The organism is Microbulbifer sp. CnH-101-G, from assembly GCF_052466775.1.
Window position 1 is genome coordinate 1,641,076 of the sequence record NZ_CP174292.1, and the last position, 20,550, is coordinate 1,661,625.

Annotated in this window: 18 protein-coding genes; 10 read left to right on the forward strand and 8 right to left on the reverse strand. The window is 49.3% G+C overall.

Annotated elements, in window-relative coordinates; all coding sequences use genetic code 11:
* Nucleotides 1–4: 4 nt before the first annotated feature.
* The 6 genes from ACJJID_RS07320 to ACJJID_RS07345 are packed head-to-tail and all read right to left on the reverse strand — an operon-like array spanning nucleotide 5 to nucleotide 5,024.
* Entirely contained in the window at nucleotides 5–490 is a 486-nt protein-coding gene (locus ACJJID_RS07320) for a hydrogenase maturation protease (protein WP_444922130.1), read from the reverse strand.
* Nucleotides 468–1,778, reverse strand: coding sequence for a Ni/Fe hydrogenase subunit alpha (locus tag ACJJID_RS07325; RefSeq protein ID WP_444922131.1), 1,311 nt, complete (start codon nucleotides 1,776–1,778; stop codon nucleotides 468–470). The genes ACJJID_RS07320 and ACJJID_RS07325 overlap by 23 nt, the downstream gene beginning before the upstream one ends.
* A 15-nt stretch (nucleotides 1,779–1,793) precedes the next feature.
* Nucleotides 1,794–2,618, reverse strand: coding sequence for an oxidoreductase (locus tag ACJJID_RS07330; protein ID WP_444922132.1), 825 nt, complete (start codon nucleotides 2,616–2,618; stop codon nucleotides 1,794–1,796).
* Nucleotides 2,594–3,412, reverse strand: a complete 819-nt coding sequence (locus tag ACJJID_RS07335; RefSeq protein WP_444922133.1) for an FAD/NAD(P)-binding protein — start codon at nucleotides 3,410–3,412, stop codon at nucleotides 2,594–2,596. The genes ACJJID_RS07330 and ACJJID_RS07335 overlap by 25 nt, the downstream gene beginning before the upstream one ends.
* Nucleotides 3,409–3,885 (reverse strand): cyclic nucleotide-binding domain-containing protein, encoded by a 477-nt coding sequence (locus ACJJID_RS07340; protein ID WP_152453572.1) that lies wholly within the window; start codon nucleotides 3,883–3,885, stop codon nucleotides 3,409–3,411. Before ACJJID_RS07340 ends, ACJJID_RS07335 begins: the two co-directional genes overlap by 4 nt.
* Complete coding sequence (locus ACJJID_RS07345; RefSeq protein ID WP_444922134.1) at nucleotides 3,882–5,024, reverse strand: 4Fe-4S dicluster domain-containing protein; 1,143 nt, start codon at nucleotides 5,022–5,024, stop codon at nucleotides 3,882–3,884. Before ACJJID_RS07345 ends, ACJJID_RS07340 begins: the two co-directional genes overlap by 4 nt.
* A gap of 488 nt (nucleotides 5,025–5,512) precedes the next feature.
* Here ACJJID_RS07345 and ACJJID_RS07350 point away from each other — a divergent pair, with 488 nt between their 5' ends.
* The 9 genes from ACJJID_RS07350 (at nucleotide 5,513) to ACJJID_RS07390 (ending at nucleotide 17,301) form a co-directional block, all read left to right on the forward strand.
* Nucleotides 5,513–5,932, forward strand: a complete 420-nt coding sequence (locus ACJJID_RS07350) for a YbaN family protein (protein ID WP_444922135.1) — start codon at nucleotides 5,513–5,515, stop codon at nucleotides 5,930–5,932.
* Between the two features lie 471 nt (nucleotides 5,933–6,403).
* Nucleotides 6,404–6,835, forward strand: coding sequence for a hypothetical protein (locus ACJJID_RS07355; RefSeq protein ID WP_444922136.1), 432 nt, complete (start codon nucleotides 6,404–6,406; stop codon nucleotides 6,833–6,835).
* Nucleotides 6,836–7,274: 439 nt separating this feature from the next.
* Complete coding sequence (locus ACJJID_RS07360; protein WP_152453576.1) at nucleotides 7,275–7,727, forward strand: hypothetical protein; 453 nt, start codon at nucleotides 7,275–7,277, stop codon at nucleotides 7,725–7,727.
* A 430-nt stretch (nucleotides 7,728–8,157) separates the two neighbouring features.
* A complete protein-coding gene (locus ACJJID_RS07365; protein ID WP_444922137.1) occupies nucleotides 8,158–9,777 on the forward strand; it encodes a VRR-NUC domain-containing protein in 1,620 nt (539 codons plus the stop codon).
* A gap of 2 nt (nucleotides 9,778–9,779) precedes the next feature.
* Nucleotides 9,780–12,314 carry an ATP-dependent DNA helicase gene (locus tag ACJJID_RS07370; protein WP_444922138.1) on the forward strand — a complete coding sequence of 845 codons (2,535 nt, stop codon included), beginning with the start codon at nucleotides 9,780–9,782 and terminating at the stop codon, nucleotides 12,312–12,314.
* 415 nt (nucleotides 12,315–12,729) lie between these two features.
* A complete protein-coding gene (locus ACJJID_RS07375) occupies nucleotides 12,730–13,200 on the forward strand; it encodes a DUF3592 domain-containing protein (RefSeq protein WP_152453578.1) in 471 nt (156 codons plus the stop codon).
* 952 nt (nucleotides 13,201–14,152) lie between these two features.
* Nucleotides 14,153–14,557, forward strand: coding sequence for a hypothetical protein (locus ACJJID_RS07380; protein WP_444922139.1), 405 nt, complete (start codon nucleotides 14,153–14,155; stop codon nucleotides 14,555–14,557).
* Between the two features lie 76 nt (nucleotides 14,558–14,633).
* Nucleotides 14,634–14,996: a hypothetical protein gene (locus ACJJID_RS07385; protein ID WP_444922140.1), complete on the forward strand. Its 363-nt coding sequence runs from the start codon at nucleotides 14,634–14,636 to the stop codon at nucleotides 14,994–14,996.
* A 568-nt stretch (nucleotides 14,997–15,564) separates the two neighbouring features.
* On the forward strand, nucleotides 15,565–17,301 hold the full coding sequence (locus ACJJID_RS07390) for a cation:proton antiporter domain-containing protein (RefSeq protein WP_444922141.1): 1,737 nt from the start codon (nucleotides 15,565–15,567) through the stop codon (nucleotides 17,299–17,301).
* Between the two features lie 26 nt (nucleotides 17,302–17,327).
* Here the strand turns inward: ACJJID_RS07390 and ACJJID_RS07395 are convergent, their stop codons facing one another.
* Together ACJJID_RS07395 and ACJJID_RS07400 are read right to left on the reverse strand one after the other, a co-directional pair.
* Nucleotides 17,328–17,963 (reverse strand): SDR family oxidoreductase, encoded by a 636-nt coding sequence (locus tag ACJJID_RS07395; protein WP_444922142.1) that lies wholly within the window; start codon nucleotides 17,961–17,963, stop codon nucleotides 17,328–17,330.
* Between the two features lie 102 nt (nucleotides 17,964–18,065).
* Nucleotides 18,066–19,439 (reverse strand): NAD-dependent succinate-semialdehyde dehydrogenase, encoded by a 1,374-nt coding sequence (locus ACJJID_RS07400; protein ID WP_152453585.1) that lies wholly within the window; start codon nucleotides 19,437–19,439, stop codon nucleotides 18,066–18,068.
* 178 nt (nucleotides 19,440–19,617) lie between these two features.
* On the opposite strand from ACJJID_RS07400, the gene ACJJID_RS07405 reads away from it, so the two are divergent.
* Nucleotides 19,618–20,544, forward strand: a complete 927-nt coding sequence (locus tag ACJJID_RS07405; RefSeq protein ID WP_444922143.1) for a CLCA_X family protein — start codon at nucleotides 19,618–19,620, stop codon at nucleotides 20,542–20,544.
* The last annotated feature ends 6 nt before the right edge of the window (nucleotides 20,545–20,550 follow it).

The following is a 20,550-nucleotide window of genomic DNA, read 5'->3' on the forward strand; positions in this document are numbered from 1 at the left end:
GTTGTCAGCTTTCACCGGTATCGGCTAGTAGAAACGCAAGTAGTTCCTGTTCGGCGCGCTCGGCGCCGGACTTCACTTCGGCAGTGAGATGATCACCGCAGGTAATGTTCTGTGCACAGATCGCAAAAATTTCCAGTCGACGAGGCAGTGAGTCCAGTGCTTTACCCAAGTCGATGGCCTCTCTCAGATTAAAGCCGTGGCTGGAAGTCGTGCAGACGCTGGGTGCGATCACATCAGCCAGGCCATTGACACGAATTAAATCGCCCGATGGTTGTTCATCTGAGAAAACCGCATCCAGGAGGCAGACCTGTCGATCCTTCCACCGTCCTACAAGGGTTATCATATCGTTGCCGCTCTCCAGAAAATCTGCATTTTCTTTTAACTGGCTGCGCAACCTGTCAAGTAGATAGGGCCCCACTCCATCATCACCCCGGAAGCGGTTGCCAAGGCTGACCAGCAGCCAACGCTCAGGAGTTTCGTTTTGCTTCATGTTGCAAATGTAGCTGCAGGAAATGGGTTGAGCAGGAAATACAGGGGTCGTAATTACGAATGGCGCGCTCACATAAACCCTGCAATTGTTGTTCGGGCAAATGCATAAATTTGGGCAGCATTAGGCGCAGGTCATCCTCGATCGTTTTTTGATTTTGTGAGGTGGGTGCGACGATCTTGGCAAAGGTAATTTTACCTTTGCGGTTAATAGCATAACGGTGGTAGAGCAATCCCCGAGGCGCCTCGGTAGCGGCACAGCCACTGGCTTCCTTTGGTTCGGCTACCAGGTAGGGTTCATCGGGCGCTTGAAATCCATCAATCAGCCGCAGCGCCTCCTCCAGGGCATAGAGCACTTCCAGACAGCGCACCACAATGCTCTTGAAGGGATTGTTACAGGGCGCTTTGAACCCCAGCTCCTCGGCAAGATTTCGTACTCCTTCAGAGAGCTGGGGATAGTTCAGGTTGTAACGCGCCATCGGGCCCACAAGATAGGCGCCCCGCTCTATCAATATGCTGTGCAGCGCCGTGCTGTGAGGCACCTGCTGTTCGCGGAAATGTTTTTCGTAGTCCTGTACCGAAATATCCAGCCCGCGATTGGAAACAATGCGGCCCTCATTCATAGGGTATTCCCTGGGGCTGGAGAGGGCGATGCACTCATAGGACTGCTCGCAATGGGGAAATGGCAGCCCTGCCGCCCAGCGTACCATTAGCTCGGCCAGAATACGGGCTTCTATCAACTGTGGACGCAGTGCTTGAAAGGATTCCTGGCTTGGCACCCGATAAAAGCCCCCCACGCGCACATTGATGGGGTGGACTTCTCTGCCTCCAAGCAGGCGCACCAAGGCATTACCCGTTTTTTTAATCTCCAGGGCACGCTGTACAACTTGCGGGTGATCTTTGGCCATGGCCACGGCATTGGGATAACCGAGAAAGTCCGGTGCGTGCAGCATGCTGATGTGCAGCATATGACTTTCTATCCACTCACCGCAGTAGAGTAAGCGGCGCAGATTCCTCAGGGGCTCGGTGGGCAGAAGGCCCAGCGCGTTCTCCATGGCATGCAGCGCGCTCATCTGGTAAGCCACCGGACAAATGCCGCAAATACGAGCGGTTATATCCGGTGCTTCTGTGTAGTCGCGGCCCCGAAGAAAGGCCTCAAAGAACCGGGGTGGCTCGAAAATCTTCAACTGTACTTCGTGCACACCATGGTCGTCATAGCGAATGTAGAGTGCTCCCTCGCCCTCTACCCGCGCCAGATAATCGACTTTAATGGTCTTGCTTTTACCGGCCACTGGCTTCCCTATCCATCAGGATTTCCCCTTTTGCCCCCGCTCTTTTTCCTCACTAATTGCTTTAAAGTGCGGCGCTAACCCATTGAAATTGCGCAAGTTTTCGATAACGTTTGACCTGTCAGCTCCCAGCATTTCCCCCCACCAATGACACAGGGATTCCCCATTGGGGTTCTCCTTGGGGCCATAGCAGGCATAGCAGCCGCGGTTGTAACTCGGGCAAAGTGCGCCGCAGCCTGCGTGGGTCACCGGCCCCATACAGGGGGTGCCATGGGCCACCCACACACAGACGTTGTTTTTAAGTTTGCATTCGATGCACACAGAGTGGGCGGAGACCTGGGGGGCACGGCGATTCAGGAAAGCGCTGATGACCTCCAATAGTTGCAGCTTGTTGATTGGGCAGCCCTGCAATTCAAAATCCACCGATACATGGGCGGAAATTGGCGTGGAATCTTTTAGTGTTTTTATATAGGCGGGCTCTGCATAAACCGCTGAAGTGAACTCGACGACATCGGCAAAATTGCGCAGTGCCTGGATACCGCCGGCAGTCGCGCAGGCGCCGATACACACTAAGAAGTTTGACTGGCGCCGCACCTCCTGGATTCTCAACAGGTCGGCGGGGGTAGTGATGGACCCCTCCACCAGGGAAATATCGTAGGGTCCCTCTTCCACTTTACTGGAGGCCTCCATGAAGTAGGCGATCTCTACTTCCTGCCCCAACAGTAACAGCTCATCTTCGCAATCCAGCAAACTGAGCTGGCAACCATCGCAGGAGGTGAATTTCCATACCGCCAGCTTGGGTTTATGGGGCTGCCGAGCTATAAGCTGCGAATCTGCAGCCATGGGCGTATATCCTCATAGCAAAAGACCGGTCCATCCTTACAGATAAAGTTTGGACCCCACTGGCAGTGTCCGCAGAGGCCGATGGCACATTTCATATTGCGTTCCATCGATAGATAGATTGAGTTTGGGGGTACGCCTTTGCTCAACAGGACCTGGATACAGAAGCGCATCATTATTTCCGGGCCGCACAAGAATGCCACCGAATTGGCACCGTCTATCTGTGCCGCTTTTAGAGGATCGGTAATCACACCGATATGCCCAGGCCAGGTGCCATCGCCATGGTCCACAGAGATTTCAAGATCGAGCTGTTGCCCCCACCCTGCCAACTCCTCGCGGTAAAGAAGCTCACTTGGGCGCCTGGCACCGTAAAAGAGGCGCACCCTGGTCGCCGCAAGACGCTCCAGCAGTCCGGCATAGATAACTGGGCGTAGCGGTGCCAGACCGAGGCCACCAGCAAGAATCAGAACCTCCTTACCGACCGTGGCATGTAGCGGCCAGCCGATTCCGAAGGGCCCCCGAACTCCCAGGGAATCCCCCGCCTTTAAGCGCTCTAAAGCGCGAGTAACATTCCCTTGTGCGCGAATAGTATGAATGAGTTTGCCGTCGCCACTTCCCAGTCCGCTAAATGAAATGGCCGATTCCCCTACACCAAAGGCGTACAACATATTGAACTGGCCGGGCGCAAAACGCATCGGCAGCTTATCCGGCCCAGGGTTCCCGGCCTCCAGCTTCAAGGTGAAAGTCCCCGGATACTCCACGCTCCGCTCGCTTACCCGGTAAACGATGGGAATCATGCTGGGTGGCCTTGATGATCTGGCCCATAAATATCCAGCAACTGGATACGCGCGGACTGCAGTCGTTCGGTGGCAATTCGCGCAAAGCGTTTCATTAACTCAAAACCCAGCTTGGGTTCCTGTTCGCATTTGTTGCGCAAGCACTCCCCGCCCAGGCGCAGACTGCGGACATCTTCCAGAGCACGGGCATCAAAGGCCGAAATATAAGGCGGGAACAGCCAGGACCAACCGAAAATATCACCGCCATGCAACGTGAGCAGACACAGAGGGCCGCGATTGGGAACAAAGGTTTCCACTGCTACCCGGCCACTGCGAATCAGGAAAAAGTGGTTTGCCGGGCTGTTTTCACGCGCCAAATAGTCACCTTTGTGGTAGACACAATTTTCTCCGCATGAGGCCAGGAACTGCAGATCACTCTCCGCCAAACCTCGAAAGAAGGGGTGCTCATGGAGCAGATCGGCAATGGTTTTCATGGCTTCTCCTGGCTACGCGTCTGTGTTTGATCCAGGGCTCGAATAGCGCGTACCTCTTCGGTGAGGTCGATACCCACCGGGCACCAGGTGATACAACGACCACAGCCCACGCAACCAGAGCTGTCAAATTGGTCGTGCCAGCTGGCCAGCTTATGAGTCATCCACTGCCGGTAACGGGAGCGGGTATCGGCGCGTACTGAGCCGCCGGTAATATGGCTGAGGTCTGCGGTAAAGCAGGAATCCCAACGCTCCCAGCGCTCGGCATGGTCTCCGCTGAGGTCGGTGGTGTCCTCAACGGTGGAGCAAAAGCACGTTGGGCAAGCCATGGTGCAGTTGGCACAGGACAGGCAGCGATCCGCGACCCTTTCCCAGTTGGCACTTTCGAGGTTTCTATAAAGTAGCTCTTTCAGATCCGAGCTATCGAAGTGGCGCGGTCCGCGCCGCATCTCCTCTGCTAGCCCCTCCACCCTTCCTTTTGCCAGCTTTCGTTCCTCCTCACTTGTTGGGCGTAAAGGGAGTTTCTCCATAATTGTTTTACCGGCTTCAGAGCCACTTCTGATCACGAAGTAATGCTCTTCTCCCTCAATCACCTCTGTCATGGTCAGGTCGCTGGGCAAAGTGATCTCGGGGCCGGTATTCATGGAAGTACAAAAGCAAGTATCTGCCGCCGAGGTGCAGTTCACCGCAACAGTGAACAACTGCGCCCGCCTCTGGCGGTAGCTCTCATTGTGGTAATCCCCTTGAGATAAGATCCGATCTTGGATGGCTATTGCATGCAGCTCACAGCTGCGCACTCCCAGGAACGCCTGCTTTGGCGCTGCCTCCTGAACCTCAATAATTTCTATGGCTTGATTTTGCCTGGCTGCCTTCCAAACAGGCCGGCGAGGCAATTGCAGATATTTCTTCCAGGAATGAGGGCCCAGGGCATAGCCAAAGTAGGCTTTATCCCCCCGGCGCTTAACCCGGTACTGTCCCGCCTGTTGGTCATCGGTCCAACCCTGGGGGAGGCTTGATACCGATTGAATCTCACCGTAGGTTATGGCCCGGTCGTTTAGTGTGGGCCCATATAGTAGGTAGCCCTGATTGCGGATTGCTTGAATGAGGCACTCCAGGTCGGGCGCTTGCAGCCGATAATCCATAGTGCTTATTGCTCGTATCTATATATGAAGATTGGGTGCCAATGTCAGTACTGATAATGAGTGTAGTGTTAAAGCCGCGATCACTCGAAGGCATCATGTATTGATGGAAGTGTTTTCTATAACGGGCTATCAGGGGTAGGAAAAGATGGCAATATACCTATTCTCTTTTAAAGAGCAGGCGTGTGTGGGCGTTTTTAGGCGTTACTTTCTTTAGGGCAGATAATTTTCAGAAAACCCGAAATCGATAGGGCTTATCGGATGAGACCAATCACTAGGTTAGTCATTTGGTGGTTTCTGTGACACATTTTAATTCCCGTAGTAGTGTTACTTAAAATAACCTGTTCAATCTTAAGATTCATAAAAGCGAAAACTGCCAAGCTGGCTGAGAATGCGCATGTTTCAGCTGTCACTTATTGCGAGTCATTTGATATAGTGAGCGGGTGACTGTTTTTTTATCTGTGTAGTGGGTTAAAAACTGGAGATCCAGGTTGAGTCAACGTAATGAAGATGTACCTGACATGGCTACCCCTCAGTTGGCCAAAGGGTGGCTACGCTGGCTCTGGGGAGCTGTAGCCTGTCTCTTTATTCTTGTTGGAATCATTGGCGCCATCTTACCGGGATTACCTTCTGCAGTATTCATTGTTGTGGGTGCCTGGGCGGCCTCAAAAAGTTCTGAACGGATGCACCAGTGGATTGAAGACCATCGTTTGTTTGGGCACCTGTTAAGAACCTGGCGCAGTGGTTATATCAGCAGAAGAACCAAGCTGTTGGCTACCCTGACTATGGCTCTCTCTATGGCACTGGCTATTCATCATATCGCCAATCTGTATTTACTGTTTTTCGCTATTGGTGGCATTGGCTGCGGGTTGTTTTGGATCTGGAGCCGGCCGGAACCAGCTGAGCAATAATCCGATACTGCCCTGTAGCATAATAATCTTGCAGTATTGTTTGCCTTTAAATTATTAAAAGGCTAAAGGGAAATTACTCCCTTAAAATGAATAACTGACAACACCAAAGATAAAAGTTTTATGTGAACTCACCCTGTGTCACCAAAGGTCAAACCGCAGCTTTGCGTTTGGCATCACAGAAATTTACCACCTAGTGGGTATTGCCCTGTTTTATCCTCTAATTTTCCGCATTCAAGTGGTATGAATTCGACTAAAAAATGTGGTTTTCAGGTTGATTTCGCAATGTCATAAAAATGACGGATGAATTAGTTGACTTTGCCTGGGATCAGAATATCCTCTGCGCCCTCTCGTTGATTGCGGCGCCCCTTAGCTGGCCTCTTTTATCGGGAGAGCTTCGAGAATCTTGGGCTGGCAAGATAATCTCTAGTGAACGATTTACAAGTGGCAAAGTAATAATAATAGGGATGTTTCATGCATGAACTCTACCGGGCCCCAGATAGTGCTCTTGGTAATGGATCTTTAATCTATAAGCCGAGTGTGCTCTGGAAGGTATTGTTTTTCCTTCTGGTTCCGATAGAACTGACATCTCAGTATGAAGCCTTTGCTTATAATGAGTACAATCAGCCGATCTGGTGGTTAATTGCCAGCTTGATCATTTATACCACTTATTTTGTAGGCTTCTTTGGGTTGGCTTTTGCCAAAAAAATAGGCAGCGCAAGATTCTGGGCGTTTTTTCTTCCTGTAATCATTGCTACCGACATTTATGAGCTGGGAACTGTAATCATCACAATGAATATGGCGGTATTAAAAAATCAAATGGCCGTATTAATGATTACACCACTTGCCTTATTCCTTTGGTTTATTATTTTCAGGTATCGTAAAGTTTTTCGGTATATAAAATAATGGCCGCTCCACCTCTCCCCCTTTTATGCTTGTAAAACCATAGCCCTGAAAACCTTGGTGGAATTTACTTTAACTTAGCCAGCCTTTGTGACGACCAATTGTTGTGAGCGCAATGCCAATCAATTGACTGAAGACTTTTTTAAGTGGCATACATAATATCCCCAGTAAAAATTTTGGCGTTGTTCATCTCGCAACCATCGCGAATCTAATATTAAAGGGGTTGATATCGGCTTTTATGGCCCCGATACTCCGCCTGTGCGCCAAGGGGTGCACAATTAGCAGGGATCTTAGGGTAAAGCCTATAATATACATCTCGTATTTTTTTTGATTTGTTATTGTTTTTGCTTTCCCCTCTTCCCAGGCTTTCGTTTTAAAAATAGGCGGTACCCACTTGCAGTCATTAATTTTTTAATGATATTTCTGAAGAAAAGGATTAATCATGTCAAATATTGGTCATGTTGAAGGCTGGGATACGGATAAGCCATTTATTTCTGATAGTCTTGAGGCAACCAGTTTTCACTGGGCCGCATGGACTGGTATCGAGGACTCCACTGAAGGAAGTTATATTCAGGGGCTTATAGAGCTCAAAAACACCGGAAAATTTCCTATCCTCGACGCCAAGGTATTCTTGGATCTCGATGACAATGGTATGACCTGGGATGCCTACCTGTGTAATTCAGCTGGTACTCCAATAGAAGATGGCTTTGTAAGCTACGGCCACCCCATCGCCCCAGGCGAAACCGTTAAAATAAAATACTGGTGGGGTCTGAAGCATGTTGCCGGCCCTACTAAGTGCGACTTTACTGTTACCGTAAATATGTTCCCAGAATATAGAGTACAGGTTCCCAAGTCGAACGCGCATCAAAGCAAAACCTCAATACAAGCTTCTTGAGTTTTACAGCACTAGATGATGCCATTTTTGGCTGAATAGGAGGGGCGAATTGCCCCTTCTATTTACAAGCCTATTATCCTGCCACTCCCAAGCCAATTGATAAAACCATTGAATACTGAACTCAGCGATTAAAATTTATTCTTTATTGGCTCTCACTTCCTCTCAAAAACTTTCTTTCTGGAATAGCTTATCCAATGGTCACTTGAAGTATTGATACTTTTATCAGTGAGGACGCTTCTCGGAATCATTCACAGCTTACTGCACCTATGCTTCTTCTATGTCCATAAAGTCAGCCTATGGCTTTGTCTCCAGAAGCAATATGCTGTATAACCATACAGCTTTAATGCCGTTACTACCCACCACGATCCATCGTTGACACACTGTTACCTTTACCATGGCCACCTCTATTGAGCTAGCACCTGATTACTATTTGACCAATTTTCGCACACTGGTTGATTTTGTTGTTTCTCGCTATACCCAGCTTCTCTCCACCAGCGAACTAAGTTTTTACAGGTTATTTTGTGAGCTTGATGCCGATAGCCAGCGTCTTTATGTAAGGCTACTCTCTCGCAAGGGGGTCCCATCATCAGCTGGAGCTCTGTTCAGGGAAGGAAAGCTGTCTTACCAGGAAATCAACAAGCTCCCTGGGGCTGTAGATTCTCTTTGTTCCGCAGGGCTTTTAATCAGGAATCCTCCCCTGCAAGATCGAGCCCTTTTAGCGCTGTTTACCAAAGCAGAGTTATTCGCAGCGGGCCCGGTTGGTTTGAGCAAGTCCCTCAAGCGGATGGAGCTGGAAGAGGCCCTGTTAGCTTCCTCCACAGAATGGCGAGAACAACTAATGGCCGAAGAGGGCCTGCTAGCACTTCAGGGGGCTGAATACTTCCAAACCTTCAAACTATGCTTTTTTGGCAACCTGAATCAGGACCTGACCGATTATGTGCTGAGGGATCTTGGGTTGTACAGGTATGAGTCCTACACACTAGACAGGCACCAACTGCCCTTCCAAAGCCGTGAGCAAATCGAACAGTACTTGCTCTACTACGATTGCCTGGAGCAGGCCGAGGAGGTATTGGCTAATGGTGCCAGTGAAATTCTCGACCTTGCCAGCCAGTTGCCCATTGGCCTTCCGGGGGATTTGACACTAGCGCGGCGAGTGGATCGCCTGCGCCTAAAGCTGGCCCGCCAACTGGAAAGACTGGATCAGCTAGAGGCCGCCGAGCGCCTCTATCGAGACTGCGGGCAACCTCCGGCCCGTGAACGGCGAGCGAGAATTGCGGTTAAACGTGACAATCTCGAGCTGGCACTTTGCCTTTGCCGGGAAATTCTCGACTCCCCACTCAACGAAGCCGAACGATGTTTTGCCGAGCGCTTTGGATATCGTATCGCAAAACGGATGGGCACTACCCAGAACTGGGCGAACCCACAGCCTTGCCAGCCACAGTTAGAAGTATTTACCCTGCCCCAATCTCCAGAAAGAGTAGAAATTCAGACGGCTTCGGAGCTGGCTAGCCGGGAGGAAGGTATCTGCCATTATGTGGAGAACAGTTTATTTAACGGGGTACTCGGCCTCTATATCTGGGATATTCTGTTTGCTTCCATTCCCGGTGCTTTCTATAACCCCTTCCAAATAGCACCTAGCGACTTCCGTACCCCGCATTTTTACATGTCGCGCCACGCTCAGTTTGAACAGCGCTTAAAAGAGCTAAGTCCAAGTGCATTAAAACGGCGAGTTATGGAAACCTATCGGAAGAAGCTGGGCATTGCTAATCCGCTCGTCGCCTGGGAGGCGCTCTCTCTGGAACTGCTGGAGCTAGCCCTGGATCGTATCCCGGTTGAGCACTGGCGTTCACTGTTTCAACGTTTACTTGGCGATATCACCCATCATCGCAATGGCTTGCCAGACCTGATTTTGTTTCCAGATAAAGGTGGCTATGAGCTTGTGGAAGTCAAAGGCCCCGGAGATCGCCTGCAACAAAACCAGCAGCGCTGGCTGACTTTCTTCGCGGCTCAAAATATTCCCCACCGAGTGATACACGTGGAGTTGTTGTAGTCTTGAGAGCAGTCGTGGGAGAGGAGCTCAAAGAGCCATATCTGATAAAAGAGCCTACAGAGGATCATACCCCTTCCGAATACACCCCTGCCCTACAGATTTCTGTGGGTGAGTTAGTGGCTTTCTCCTGCCGCAGTGGGGATTTGATTTATACCGGTGGGCCGGGCCCAACTGCCCAAGAGGGTATTCGAGCCCACCAAAAGCTGCAAAAGCGGCGTCCTAAAGGCTCGGAAGCCGAATATCGTTTACATGTACAGCTGGAATGCGCTGGCCAGGATGTTGTCTTGGAAGGACGGGTGGATATCTTTCACCCACAAGCTGACTTGCACCAGCCGGCCCAGCTGGATGAAATCAAAACCACCTATTGCCACCCAGATACGCTGCCAGAGGCCACTCGCCAGCTACATTGGGCCCAGCTTAAAATCTATGGTTTCTGTTACTTGCAACAACTTCGGCAAAAGGGAGATTCCGTTGCAGAAGTCTCGCTGCAAATGCTCTGGTATAACCTCAAGGAGAAAAAGTCCTACCCAGAGCAGCGCCTTTTCACCTGGAGGGAGCTGGAGAGCTTTGCCAAGGATGCCCTCACCTTATATATCGAATGGCATAGTGACTGGAAAGCACATCGGCAACGGGTGATCCAGGCTGCGAAAAATTTATCGTTTCCCTTCCCCAAATACCGACCCGGTCAACGCCAGCTGGCGGTATCCGTTTATCGCTGTCTCAGGGATGCCGGCCAACTGGTGGTTGAGGCACCCACCGGTATTGGCAAAACGATTAGCACCCTATTCCCCGCTATCAAAGCCCTTGGTGAAGGAAAGGTGGATCAACTGCTCTACCTCACCGCGAAAAACTCTGGTAGGCAGGTGGTGCGGGAGACCATTAACAAGCTACATCAGGGTGGGCTAAAGCTCTCTCTGCTGGAATTGCGCGCCCGCGATAAGACCTGTGCCTGCAAACTGGGATTGTGCAGTCGCGATGAAGAGGGTATCTGCCCTCGCACCAGAGGCTTTTATGAGCGCTTACCCCAAGCGCGCCAACAACTGTTGGGGCAACCTTTAATCACCCCTGAAGAAATCGCGAAAGTTGCCGATCAGTGGCACCTCTGCCCATTTGAGCTGTCACTGCAAATGCTGCCCTGGGCCGATCTGGTGGTCTGTGACTTCAATTATGTCTTTGATCCCTTAGTGCGTATTTCCACACTGCAAGATTCACGCTACAAGCGCGCACTATTGGTAGATGAAGCACACAACTTGAGCGAGCGTGCACGGGAAATGCACAGCGCCAGTTTGAGCCGCAAAGATAGTCGCCGCGCCGCCTTGGCTTGCAAGAGCAGTCACCCACAGCTGTATCGGCGCATCCAATCCCTGGTGCGCGCACTTTCTCAATGGAGCAAACGGTTTCAAGAGCAAAACCTCTATAAGGAAATGCGCTCAAGCCAAAGTGTACAAGCCTGGTGTAGCCCGCTGGATAGCGAAAAGGATCGTCCTGCGGCTGTGTCTCGCGCTATCCAAAAGGTGCTAGATGCACTGAGTGAGCTATCGGAGCAGACAAAATCTCCCCCTGAGGAAATCGGGGACTGGTTGAAAAATCTATATCGATACGCCTGCATAGAACAAATCCTTTCAGGTCAACACCAAGCCCTCACACGTGTAATCGATCGGGATGCCCCCTGGGAGGAGCATCAGCTAAAGCTGATATGCCTGAATGCCGCAGACTTCCTACGGGAGTCATTTTCCCAGTTTCATGGGAGCATTCTGTTCTCAGCCACACTGCGCCCCATAGACTTCGTCTCTGCACAACTTGGGGTCGAGCCCGAGACCCCATACTTGGTACTGCCTTCGCCTTTCGAACCCTCCCGCCAGGGCGTATTTCTTTGTTCTTACTTAGATACCCGCTACCAGGCACGTCAGAGTGCGCTACCAGCATTGGTGGATCTGATTGCTCGCGTTTACCGTAGCCATCCCGGCAACTATCTGGTGTTTTTCCCTTCATATCAGTTCCTGCAAATAGTTGCAGAGCGATTCAAAATAGATCATCCGGAGATACAACTGCTACAACAAACACCCGGAGCCAGTGATTGCGAAAGAGAAGCCTTTTTAGCCTCATTTAGTGAAGGTGCACAAAGGCTGGGTTTTGCCATTATGGGGGGAGTCTTTGCTGAGGGCGTTGATTTTGTCGGGGAGAAATTGATTGGCACTATTATCGTAGGTACCGGCCTTCCCCAGATAAATGAAGTGCAAGAGCTACTACGACAATCAGCAGAGCACCCGCAGGCCGTCTCGGCGATTGATGGGTTTGATGTTGCCTACCGCTATCCCGGCATGACCCGGGTATTGCAGACAGCGGGAAGAGTGATTCGCACTGAATCCGATCGGGGCGTGGTTGTTTTAGCTGACTATCGTTTTGGGGATAGGTTTTATCAAAAACTATATCCCGAACATTGGCAAATCCAAACAAGTAAGAACGGCGAACAACTTTCCCAGCAGTTGGGTTATTTTTGGAACCGGCAACGCTTGTACGATTGCATCGCAGAATAAATGTTGCGTTTGTATTTAAACTAATACCAATTAGACGTTATTTTAAGCAAAGTAAACAGTTGGGTGGTTGTGTTGCATTGACGACTAAGAGTTACAAAATTTATGGGCTGACCCCAGATTGATGTCCAGCCAGTCACCTTCTTTAGAGGGTGGAAGCCTCTACCTGTTTTATAAAATGAGAGCAACAAAATATAGCAATAGTAGTATCTCAAATCATCCCCTATCCCGCATAATTACTTGCTTTCTTGGAGGCACATCCAACATAATTGGGAAGTTAACTTTTTCATTTCGTTGAGCAGGATAAATGCAAATAAAAAAGTGCTTGTAATCATCGAGAAATAAACGACTGGGGGACCTTTCGCTACACTCCAGCCACCTCTAAAGCGGATGTTAAGTTTCCTAGAGTGAAAGAACGATGTTTGGAATTTTGAAGTACATAGGATTGGTAATAATCGTAGGTCTTGGGTTTTGCCAAACTTTTGTCTATCAAAGGGTAAAGAAAAAATGGGCTTCCTTACCCTTAGTTGACGCAACAATTACTAGATCTAAATTGAAAAATTTCGCGAACACGGAAGGACGGAGAATCTATGAAGCGCAAATTGAGTTTGGGTATGAGTACAAAGGAGAGAAATTCTACTCTGACACCCCATTACTTCGTTCGCCTCAATTGTTTAAAGACAACAATATAGAACATGACCTTTTGAACAAGTATAAGGAGGGCGACAGCGTTAAAGTGCGCTTACTACCAGACTCTCCTAAAAATGCATACATCGAAGTTGAGCGCTTTAGTACGTTATCTGCGATTGCAATCCCTGTCTTGTTTATCCTTTATGGTGTTGCGGTGTTTGGCTATGGCTGGATGATCTCTACCGCAGTGGCAAGCTAATTACCGCTGCAGTTACTCCGAAATGTAACAGGCCGCAGTAATCGCTCCCGTTCGCCGCATGGGCAGCCCCCAAAAGGCCAATCAGCATTCTTTCAGTTGCAGCTTTTTGTGAATCAATTATGGACCTAAAGAGAAGCTTCATAGGATTTTTTCTTGCGCCATCAGCTTCGATCTTGGTTTGGCTTGCCCTATTCATACCTGAAGTTGCAAAGGGCGAAATGCAAGCCCATGAGGCGATCTTGTTATTTTTTATAGTAAGTATAGGCTTTCTTACAATTTCCTACACTTTTACCTTGGCGGTAGGAATCCCAACACATATTGTTTTGAATCGACTGTCAATGCAGCATTGGTTACCCTACTGCCTAATTGGCTTAATAAGCCCTGCTTTGTTTCAATATTTTATGCATGCAAAGCATAATACACCGACACAATTGAAAGATGTTGGCTATGGAGTATATATGTCATGTGGCTTCTTGGTTTCGCTTACCTTTTGGTTTATATCCGTTAAGCCACATTATAAGTTTAGGGAAGTAGGTAGCTAAAGAGGCCTAGTGATATAGTTCATGATGAGAAAGTGTCCAAAATGCAAAGAGATAGCGATAAAGGTAAAGATACCGTCATGCTCAAGTAGAATGCATTGCGACCATTGTTTTTTTCAGTATGAATACACATCCTTATCTAAGTGGGTATCATCATTCGGGTGGGTATTTATCCCCTGCCTTGCCATCTATATGGGGTTGGCATTTGAAAGTTTGCTTATGTTTGGTTCCTTATTACTAGTTGCTCCGTTTCTAGTTGAATATATTTTTGCAAACTATTGCCCACTAAAACCAGTCGGCATTAGCGCCCTAAGGGAGAAGATTCGTGGGAAAAAATTATAAAAATCTACGACACAATCGCTCTTTCACCCATCCATTATTAATAAGCAATAATTAAATTCGAGTAAGAAAGCATGAGAATATTATTAGCGTTCTTTTTGGTATCACTAACAGGATGTGCAAGCACAAATGAATTTGATGGTCCCAACAATCATCACATCAGAATTGACGATGGATTGTTTTACATCAGGGAGGTTGCGGCTGGCAGAGTCTTTGAAAGCTCTGACAAGGTAAAGGTAGACTGGGAGTACAAGGCTTCCGAGCTCTGTGGCGGCAAGTTTGAGACAATGATATATCAAGATGGCGAGCATCATTACATGGTTACGGACATAGAAACACTCTTCCTGCCACTTATAACCATGACAGGTGCACCAAGAGTTGAGGGTGTGGTGAGATGCGAGAATTCGCCTTTTTCTACAACTCAAGCAACGGAGGTACTTGTTCGAGAAATGTATCTGCTTACAGAAAAACCTCAGTAAATCAAAATAGCCTCTTGCCGGGTCCTCTCATTGCATGCTCCGGCCATTATTGAGGCGTTATGCTCCGGTATAGCAAATGTATCAACCATCAAAAGCGGAGAAAATTGCCAGAGGATTAATGCTGGGGCTTGTTCCTATCACTTTTCTAATTTTTATCTATGTGGGTTTCTTCGCACTAGTGACTAGAGGAACAACTTACACAGGAGTTATCGGTGGGCTTTTCTTTGCCAGCCATGAAGAAACTTTTTTTTGCATACTTACAATTGTATACATTGTATCCGCCATTTTTGGATATTTTAAAGGCTGGGAAGGTTACTCCAAAGTGTTTTCATTGTTAGGTAAGTGGCTAGATTATACGGGCGGAATAGTAGTGGATCCTGGAGCCAAAGTTCTCACCCCGAGGGATCGTGTGAGGAAAATGCACAACAATCACAAGTAGTGAGGCTTCGGGCCTCTGCGGAATGTTAAGTATCAATGATAGACATAGTATTAGTAATCATCTGGATGAGTATATGCACTCACTGGGCATATCTACACCTTCTCTTTTATCGAGAGTTTAAAAGTCGAGAACCAGCAACTTTCAATGCAAACTCAGGTTGGTCCCCGCTAAAATATACTACCGGTTTTGCTTGCTTCGATTTTGCATTATCTGGCGGTCACAAAAGCTGTAAACATGAATCAGTTGTTGCTGCTGGTAATAAGTTGGTTAAAGCTTACGATTCAAAGTTTAAATATTTGAGCTTTGGGCTACTGTTGTCATGTATTTGGTATGCACTGTCATTATTCATTTGGGGAACATAGTGCAATTACCCTGCAAGTTGCTCAAGTTCGCTCCGTGCCTCTGGCCCCTCGTGGGATAGACTACATTGCGTTTTGATTGCCCCCTGGCAAGACAATAAACCTCCGAGGAGTATGGATGAAATTTATTACCCTAAGAGACACTCTAGAAACCCTTAACCTTAAGTACCTTTGACAGGCCAAAGGGAGAGGGCTAATTTACTGACATCATGGAAGATATACACGCACTCATTCCCGTCATTACTTTACTTCTCCTCGGTGTATTGGCGATCATTTTGATGCGCCCTCTCAGGTTGAGCCCAATTGTCGGCTATCTCATTGCGGGCCTGGCGGTGGGGCCCCATGCCCTGGATTTGATCCCGGAGAGCAATACCACCCACCTGCTAGCGGAACTTGGTGTTGTTTTCCTGCTGTTTGATATAGGCCTACATTTTTCCCTATCGAATATCTGGGATGCCCGACGGGATATTTTCATTCTGGGTCCTCTGCAGATTCTACTTTGCGGAGCCGCTTTTGCCGGTATTGCGTTAGCTCTGGGGGTTTCCCCGGCCTATGCCGGGGTCATTGGAGGCGCGCTTGCACTTTCATCGACGGCAGTCGTGGTGCAAAGCCTTGCAGAGAGGGGGCAACAAGACTGCCCCGTTGGCCGCACCGGAACAGCGGTGCTGATCTTTCAGGATATCTGTGCAATTTTCCTGCTGGTAATGGCGAGTTCACTGGAGGGTGGTAGCTCATCCTCATCTCACAATGCCCTGACAGCAGAAATCCTTTCCGCCATTGCAAAATCAGTGGTCGTATTTGTCGCCGCCGCCCTGCTAGGACGCTATGCCATCCGACCACTATTCGGACTGTTATCCAAAACCAGGAATGAAGAGGTGTTCACGGCCATGGCGCTTCTGGTCGTCCTCGCCACAGCGGCCGGCACAGGAGCGGTGGGATTGTCCCTGACATTGGGGGCGTTTCTTGGAGGCATGATGATTAGTGAGACCCCCTATCGCCATGTGATCCAAACCGAAGCGAAGCCCTTTCGTAATTTACTGCTGGCATTTTTCTTTATTACCGTGGGTATGTCCCTGGACTGGCGCATCCTGTTAGATCAGTGGGCAAAAATTATTCTCTTTATCTTAATTCTGATGGCGGTCAAAGTCTTTCTGGTGGCCCTGGCGGCACGGGCCTGTGGCTGGTCCCTGCCCGGCTCGTTGCAATTAGGGTCTTTGTTGGCTCAGGGCAGTGAATTTGTCTTCGTTATTATTGCTATGCCTCTCGCCCGTGAATCACTGGGGGAGCAGGCCGTTGGGATTGTCATCACCGGGGTGGCCGCCAGTTTAGCGCTCACTCCAACACTGTCGAATCTAGGAAATCGATTAGGAAAGTATCTGTGGAGGCGTTCATCCTCTAAGACACCCAGCCATGAATCCAAGCCAGTCACATCAACAGCACCCGTGGTGATTTTTGGTATGGACGAGGTTGGACGTTTGGTAGCCGATGCCCTGGAAGCTCAAAAAATAGACTACGATGCCATCGAGATGGACTACGACCGGTTTCTCAAGGCTAGTGCCGATGGTTATCCAGTGGCTTTTGGGGACCTGGCTGATATCCGTATGATGGAAACCTTCCAGTATGCAGAGCGTGCAGCCATTGTTATCACCATTGTTCGCTATGAGTTATCCAAAGCACTAAAACCTGTTGTTTCCGCACGCTACCCCAATTTAAAGCGCTTTGTTTCTGTCGATGGTGATAGCGACCTAGAACGCTTCAAATCTCTCGGTATGTATCCAGTGGTTAATAGGAGCATTCCCCGAGGGCTGGACCTGGCTGCGGCTGTGCTGCATTCACAAGGCGTAGATGATAAGAAAATCAAAACCTGGATCGAGCGCCGTCAACAACGTGACCTGGATAGCCATGATATTACCAGTAACAACAAAGGGCGATCACAGGCTCGCTGAATGCTCATCCGGTATTGCAGCCCTGCTTAGCCCAAACGAGCCAGGGCTTCATCAATTGGAGTGTCTCCCGCTATAAATTCAAATACCGCACCGATCGTTTTTGGTTCAGATAGGGACGCGGCGATAACTTCTGCAACATCAGCTCGGCTAATCTCCGCTTCAGTGCCCTCAAAAGATTCATCTATACGAATAGCTCCTGTTTCTGCCGTATCCTTAAGGGCACCCGGTCGCAAAATCGTGTAGTCCAGACCGCTCTTTTGCATATGAACATCGGCTGCGAGCTTAGCTTTTAGGTATGGTTGCAAATTTTCTGGGCCCTGCTCAGGGCGCCCGGCAAAAATAGAGCTCAGTAAGATAAATCGCGGAACACCAGCATTTTTCGCAGCATCACAAAGGTGGATAGCCCCATCCCTATCCACCGATTCGAGGGCTTTCCCTTTTGAGCCTGCAACAAAAACCACTGCGTCTCGTTGCTCGACGGCTTTAGCTAGAGACTCCTTATCGGTGAGATCCGCAAGAACGGCTTCTGCGCCGGCTTTGCGCAGGGCGTCCTGTTGAGACTCCTTGCGTACCATGCCGGTTACTTCGTAGCCCCGTTCGATTAATTTATCGACGAGGATTTGACCGATAGTACCATTAGCGCCGGCTACAAGTATTTTCATCGGAGTCTCCAGGCAAGCGTTTTCACGATCTTGATTGAGTAGCTATTAAGATTGCAGCAGTCCTCACAATCTCACGAGAGGTAGCTGGGCAAGGCAACGCTCTCAATTAAAGTGCCGTATCAATTTCTGGTTCACAAATTCCTTGATGCCCAACTCACCCAACTCGCGACCATAACCAGATTTCTTGACTCCGCCCATTGGCATGCTCGCATAGCTTGAGGCCACATGATTCACAAAGGCCGTACCGCACTCCAGTTCTTCGGCTACACGCTGCCCTCGCTTATGATCCTTGGTATAGACCGACCCCCCCAAGCCAAAGCGGCTATCATTGGCCATTTCGATAGCCGCTTTCTCATCCTTTACTACCCAAACACAGGCAATTGGGCCAAAGAGTTCTTCCTCTGCAGCGGGTGAGCCCGCGGGTATATCCGTTAATATCCCGGGCTCAATAAAGGCTCCGTTGCGTTTTCCCCCCACTAGCAAATGCGCTCCGGCCGCGACCGATTTACTGACCTGCTCCTCCAGGTGCTCCGCCGCTTTTTCGGTACATAAAGGCCCATAGTCGGTAGTGTCTTTAAGAGGATCACCGGGTTTTAACTCTTTAAACAACTTGGTGACCCGCCCCAGGAATTCATCGGCAATCGGTTCGGTTAAGATGATTCTCTTGGCGGCCAGGCAAATCTGGCCACAGTTGCCAAGCTTGCCCTCCACAAATCGCTCTACGGTCAAATCCATATCCGCATCCTCAAGAACAATAAATGGATCGACACCACCCAGTTCCATTACGGTCTTCTTGACGTTGCGACCAGCTTGTTCCGCCACCTTTGCACCTGCGTCATTGCTACCGGTAAAGGAAATCCCTTTTACCCGGTCATCATCGATAATCGGTGCAGCACCGGCAGAAGTGATTGGCAGATTAGTGTAGACCCCCTTGGGGACACCAGCATCGAATAATAATTGCTCAAATGCTTCGGCACACTGGGGAACATTAGAGGCGTGTTTGGTGAGCACCACATTGCCGGCGATTAAGTTGGCAGCGGTAAAGCGGGAAGGTTGATAGAAAGGAAAGTTCCACGGCTGGATACCATAGACAACCCCCAAGGGCTGGAATACCAAAGTCCCCTCCCCTTCCCGGGTAGATAGCTGCTGTGGTGCTAAAATATTTTCCCCTTCGTCTGCATAGTAATCAAAAATCTCGGCACAAAGCGCTAATTCACCCAGACCATCACTCATTTTCTTGCCCATCTCTTGAGCCATTAACCGAGCCAATGTATCGCTGCGCTGCTCGAACAACTCACTCGCGCGTTTGAGTATTGAGGCCCGCTCACTAAAGCTGCGAGCACTCCATTCTGCGAAAGCGTTATCAGCTCGGCCTATTGCCTTATCGAGCTCTTCCCGACTCATCTCATGGAAAGTTTTTAGTGTTTCGCCATTCAATGGGTTGATTGAGATCAGAGGACGCTTGGACTTGGCCATAAAATGACTCCCGGCGAATTACTGGATTTGACAGACTGGACAAAACAGCCGCTTACACAAAGTTCGATAGTAAGTGAAGCACCTGATGGCTCTCTGCGAGCTGCTAAAAACTGCGGGCGCTCAACAGCCATTCGAAGAAGCCCCTAGCTATCGAAAATATCTCAGGAGGTGCTTTTAGGTGCCTGGGCAAAGTGTAGTCGTTTATTCGCGGGGCCTGCCCGAAATCGCTCTTGTGAGTGAAGCCGGGCTTGTAATAGTATCCTCCTCGAGTTTTATCCAGCACATCCTTACACCAGAAAACCTGCTAAACCACAAGCCAACTATGGTAGCCAGCCGCCAATTTTATCGACGTGGACCCGATTTACGTGGTAGTGACCAAGTATCCTTTGTCGATGTTAGAAAGCGTTTTGGCTTTAGGTCCATATCGGTTGGGCGTTGGGTGACACCAGAAGAGCGCGATCGGGCTGCGGGTTTGTTTTTTGATGCCCTTTGCGACTTGATGGTCATCCTGCAGGGACCTGAAGTGCTTATCTCCCTGCGTGAGTCCCTTTCCTTCCAATACGGCATTGGCGGGCGCCCGGGAATCTCTGCTTTCTATGACCCCTCCGTCAAATCATTCTCCCTGGCTAAGAATGCCGGTCCAGGCGCTATTGCCCATGAATGGTTCCATGCACTGGATCATTACCTCGCACAAAAGGCCTTCAGCGATACATCAGGCAACATGTATGCTTCAGAAGCCTGGCTGCACAATGCCACACCGGTACCGCATCCACTAAATGATCGCCTTTTTGCTTGTTTTAAAGCCATTATGCTCGACGAGGAAGGCGGCAATCCCAGTGACTTGGTAAGGGCTTCTGTAATATCCGACAAAGCCAATAAATCTCTTTATTACAGCAAGCCAGTGGAGCTGTGTGCGCGCGCTTTTGAGGCGTTTGTGCAGGATGCCAATATTAGCAACAATTTCCTGGTCGCGGGCACTAAATCCAGTGAAGAAGCCCAGCGGGGGCTCTACCCTGCAGGGAGACAAAGGCAAAGGATAAATCAGGCTTTTACCGAGTATTTTACTTACTTAGGCAGGGCTTTGTGGGCAGATATAGGAAGATAAGGCAGA

Bases quoted from the DNA above. Each gene is read 5' to 3' on its own strand.
- ACJJID_RS07375 (WP_152453578.1), top strand. From the start codon at position 12,730: ATGTTTGGAATTTTGAAGTACATAGGATTGGTAATAATCGTAGGTCTT.
- ACJJID_RS07320 (WP_444922130.1), bottom strand. From the start codon at position 490: ATGAAGCAAAACGAAACTCCTGAGCGTTGGCTGCTGGTCAGCCTTGGC.
- ACJJID_RS07340 (WP_152453572.1), bottom strand. From the start codon at position 3,885: ATGAAAACCATTGCCGATCTGCTCCATGAGCACCCCTTCTTTCGAGGT.
- ACJJID_RS07335 (WP_444922133.1), bottom strand. From the start codon at position 3,412: ATGATTCCCATCGTTTACCGGGTAAGCGAGCGGAGCGTGGAGTATCCG.
- ACJJID_RS07330 (WP_444922132.1), bottom strand. From the start codon at position 2,618: ATGGCTGCAGATTCGCAGCTTATAGCTCGGCAGCCCCATAAACCCAAG.
- ACJJID_RS07355 (WP_444922136.1), top strand. From the start codon at position 6,404: ATGCATGAACTCTACCGGGCCCCAGATAGTGCTCTTGGTAATGGATCT.
- ACJJID_RS07380 (WP_444922139.1), top strand. From the start codon at position 14,153: ATGAGAATATTATTAGCGTTCTTTTTGGTATCACTAACAGGATGTGCA.
- ACJJID_RS07345 (WP_444922134.1), bottom strand. From the start codon at position 5,024: ATGGATTATCGGCTGCAAGCGCCCGACCTGGAGTGCCTCATTCAAGCA.
- ACJJID_RS07360 (WP_152453576.1), top strand. From the start codon at position 7,275: ATGTCAAATATTGGTCATGTTGAAGGCTGGGATACGGATAAGCCATTT.
- ACJJID_RS07385 (WP_444922140.1), top strand. From the start codon at position 14,634: ATGTATCAACCATCAAAAGCGGAGAAAATTGCCAGAGGATTAATGCTG.
- ACJJID_RS07390 (WP_444922141.1), top strand. From the start codon at position 15,565: ATGGAAGATATACACGCACTCATTCCCGTCATTACTTTACTTCTCCTC.
- ACJJID_RS07400 (WP_152453585.1), bottom strand. From the start codon at position 19,439: ATGGCCAAGTCCAAGCGTCCTCTGATCTCAATCAACCCATTGAATGGC.
- ACJJID_RS07395 (WP_444922142.1), bottom strand. From the start codon at position 17,963: ATGAAAATACTTGTAGCCGGCGCTAATGGTACTATCGGTCAAATCCTC.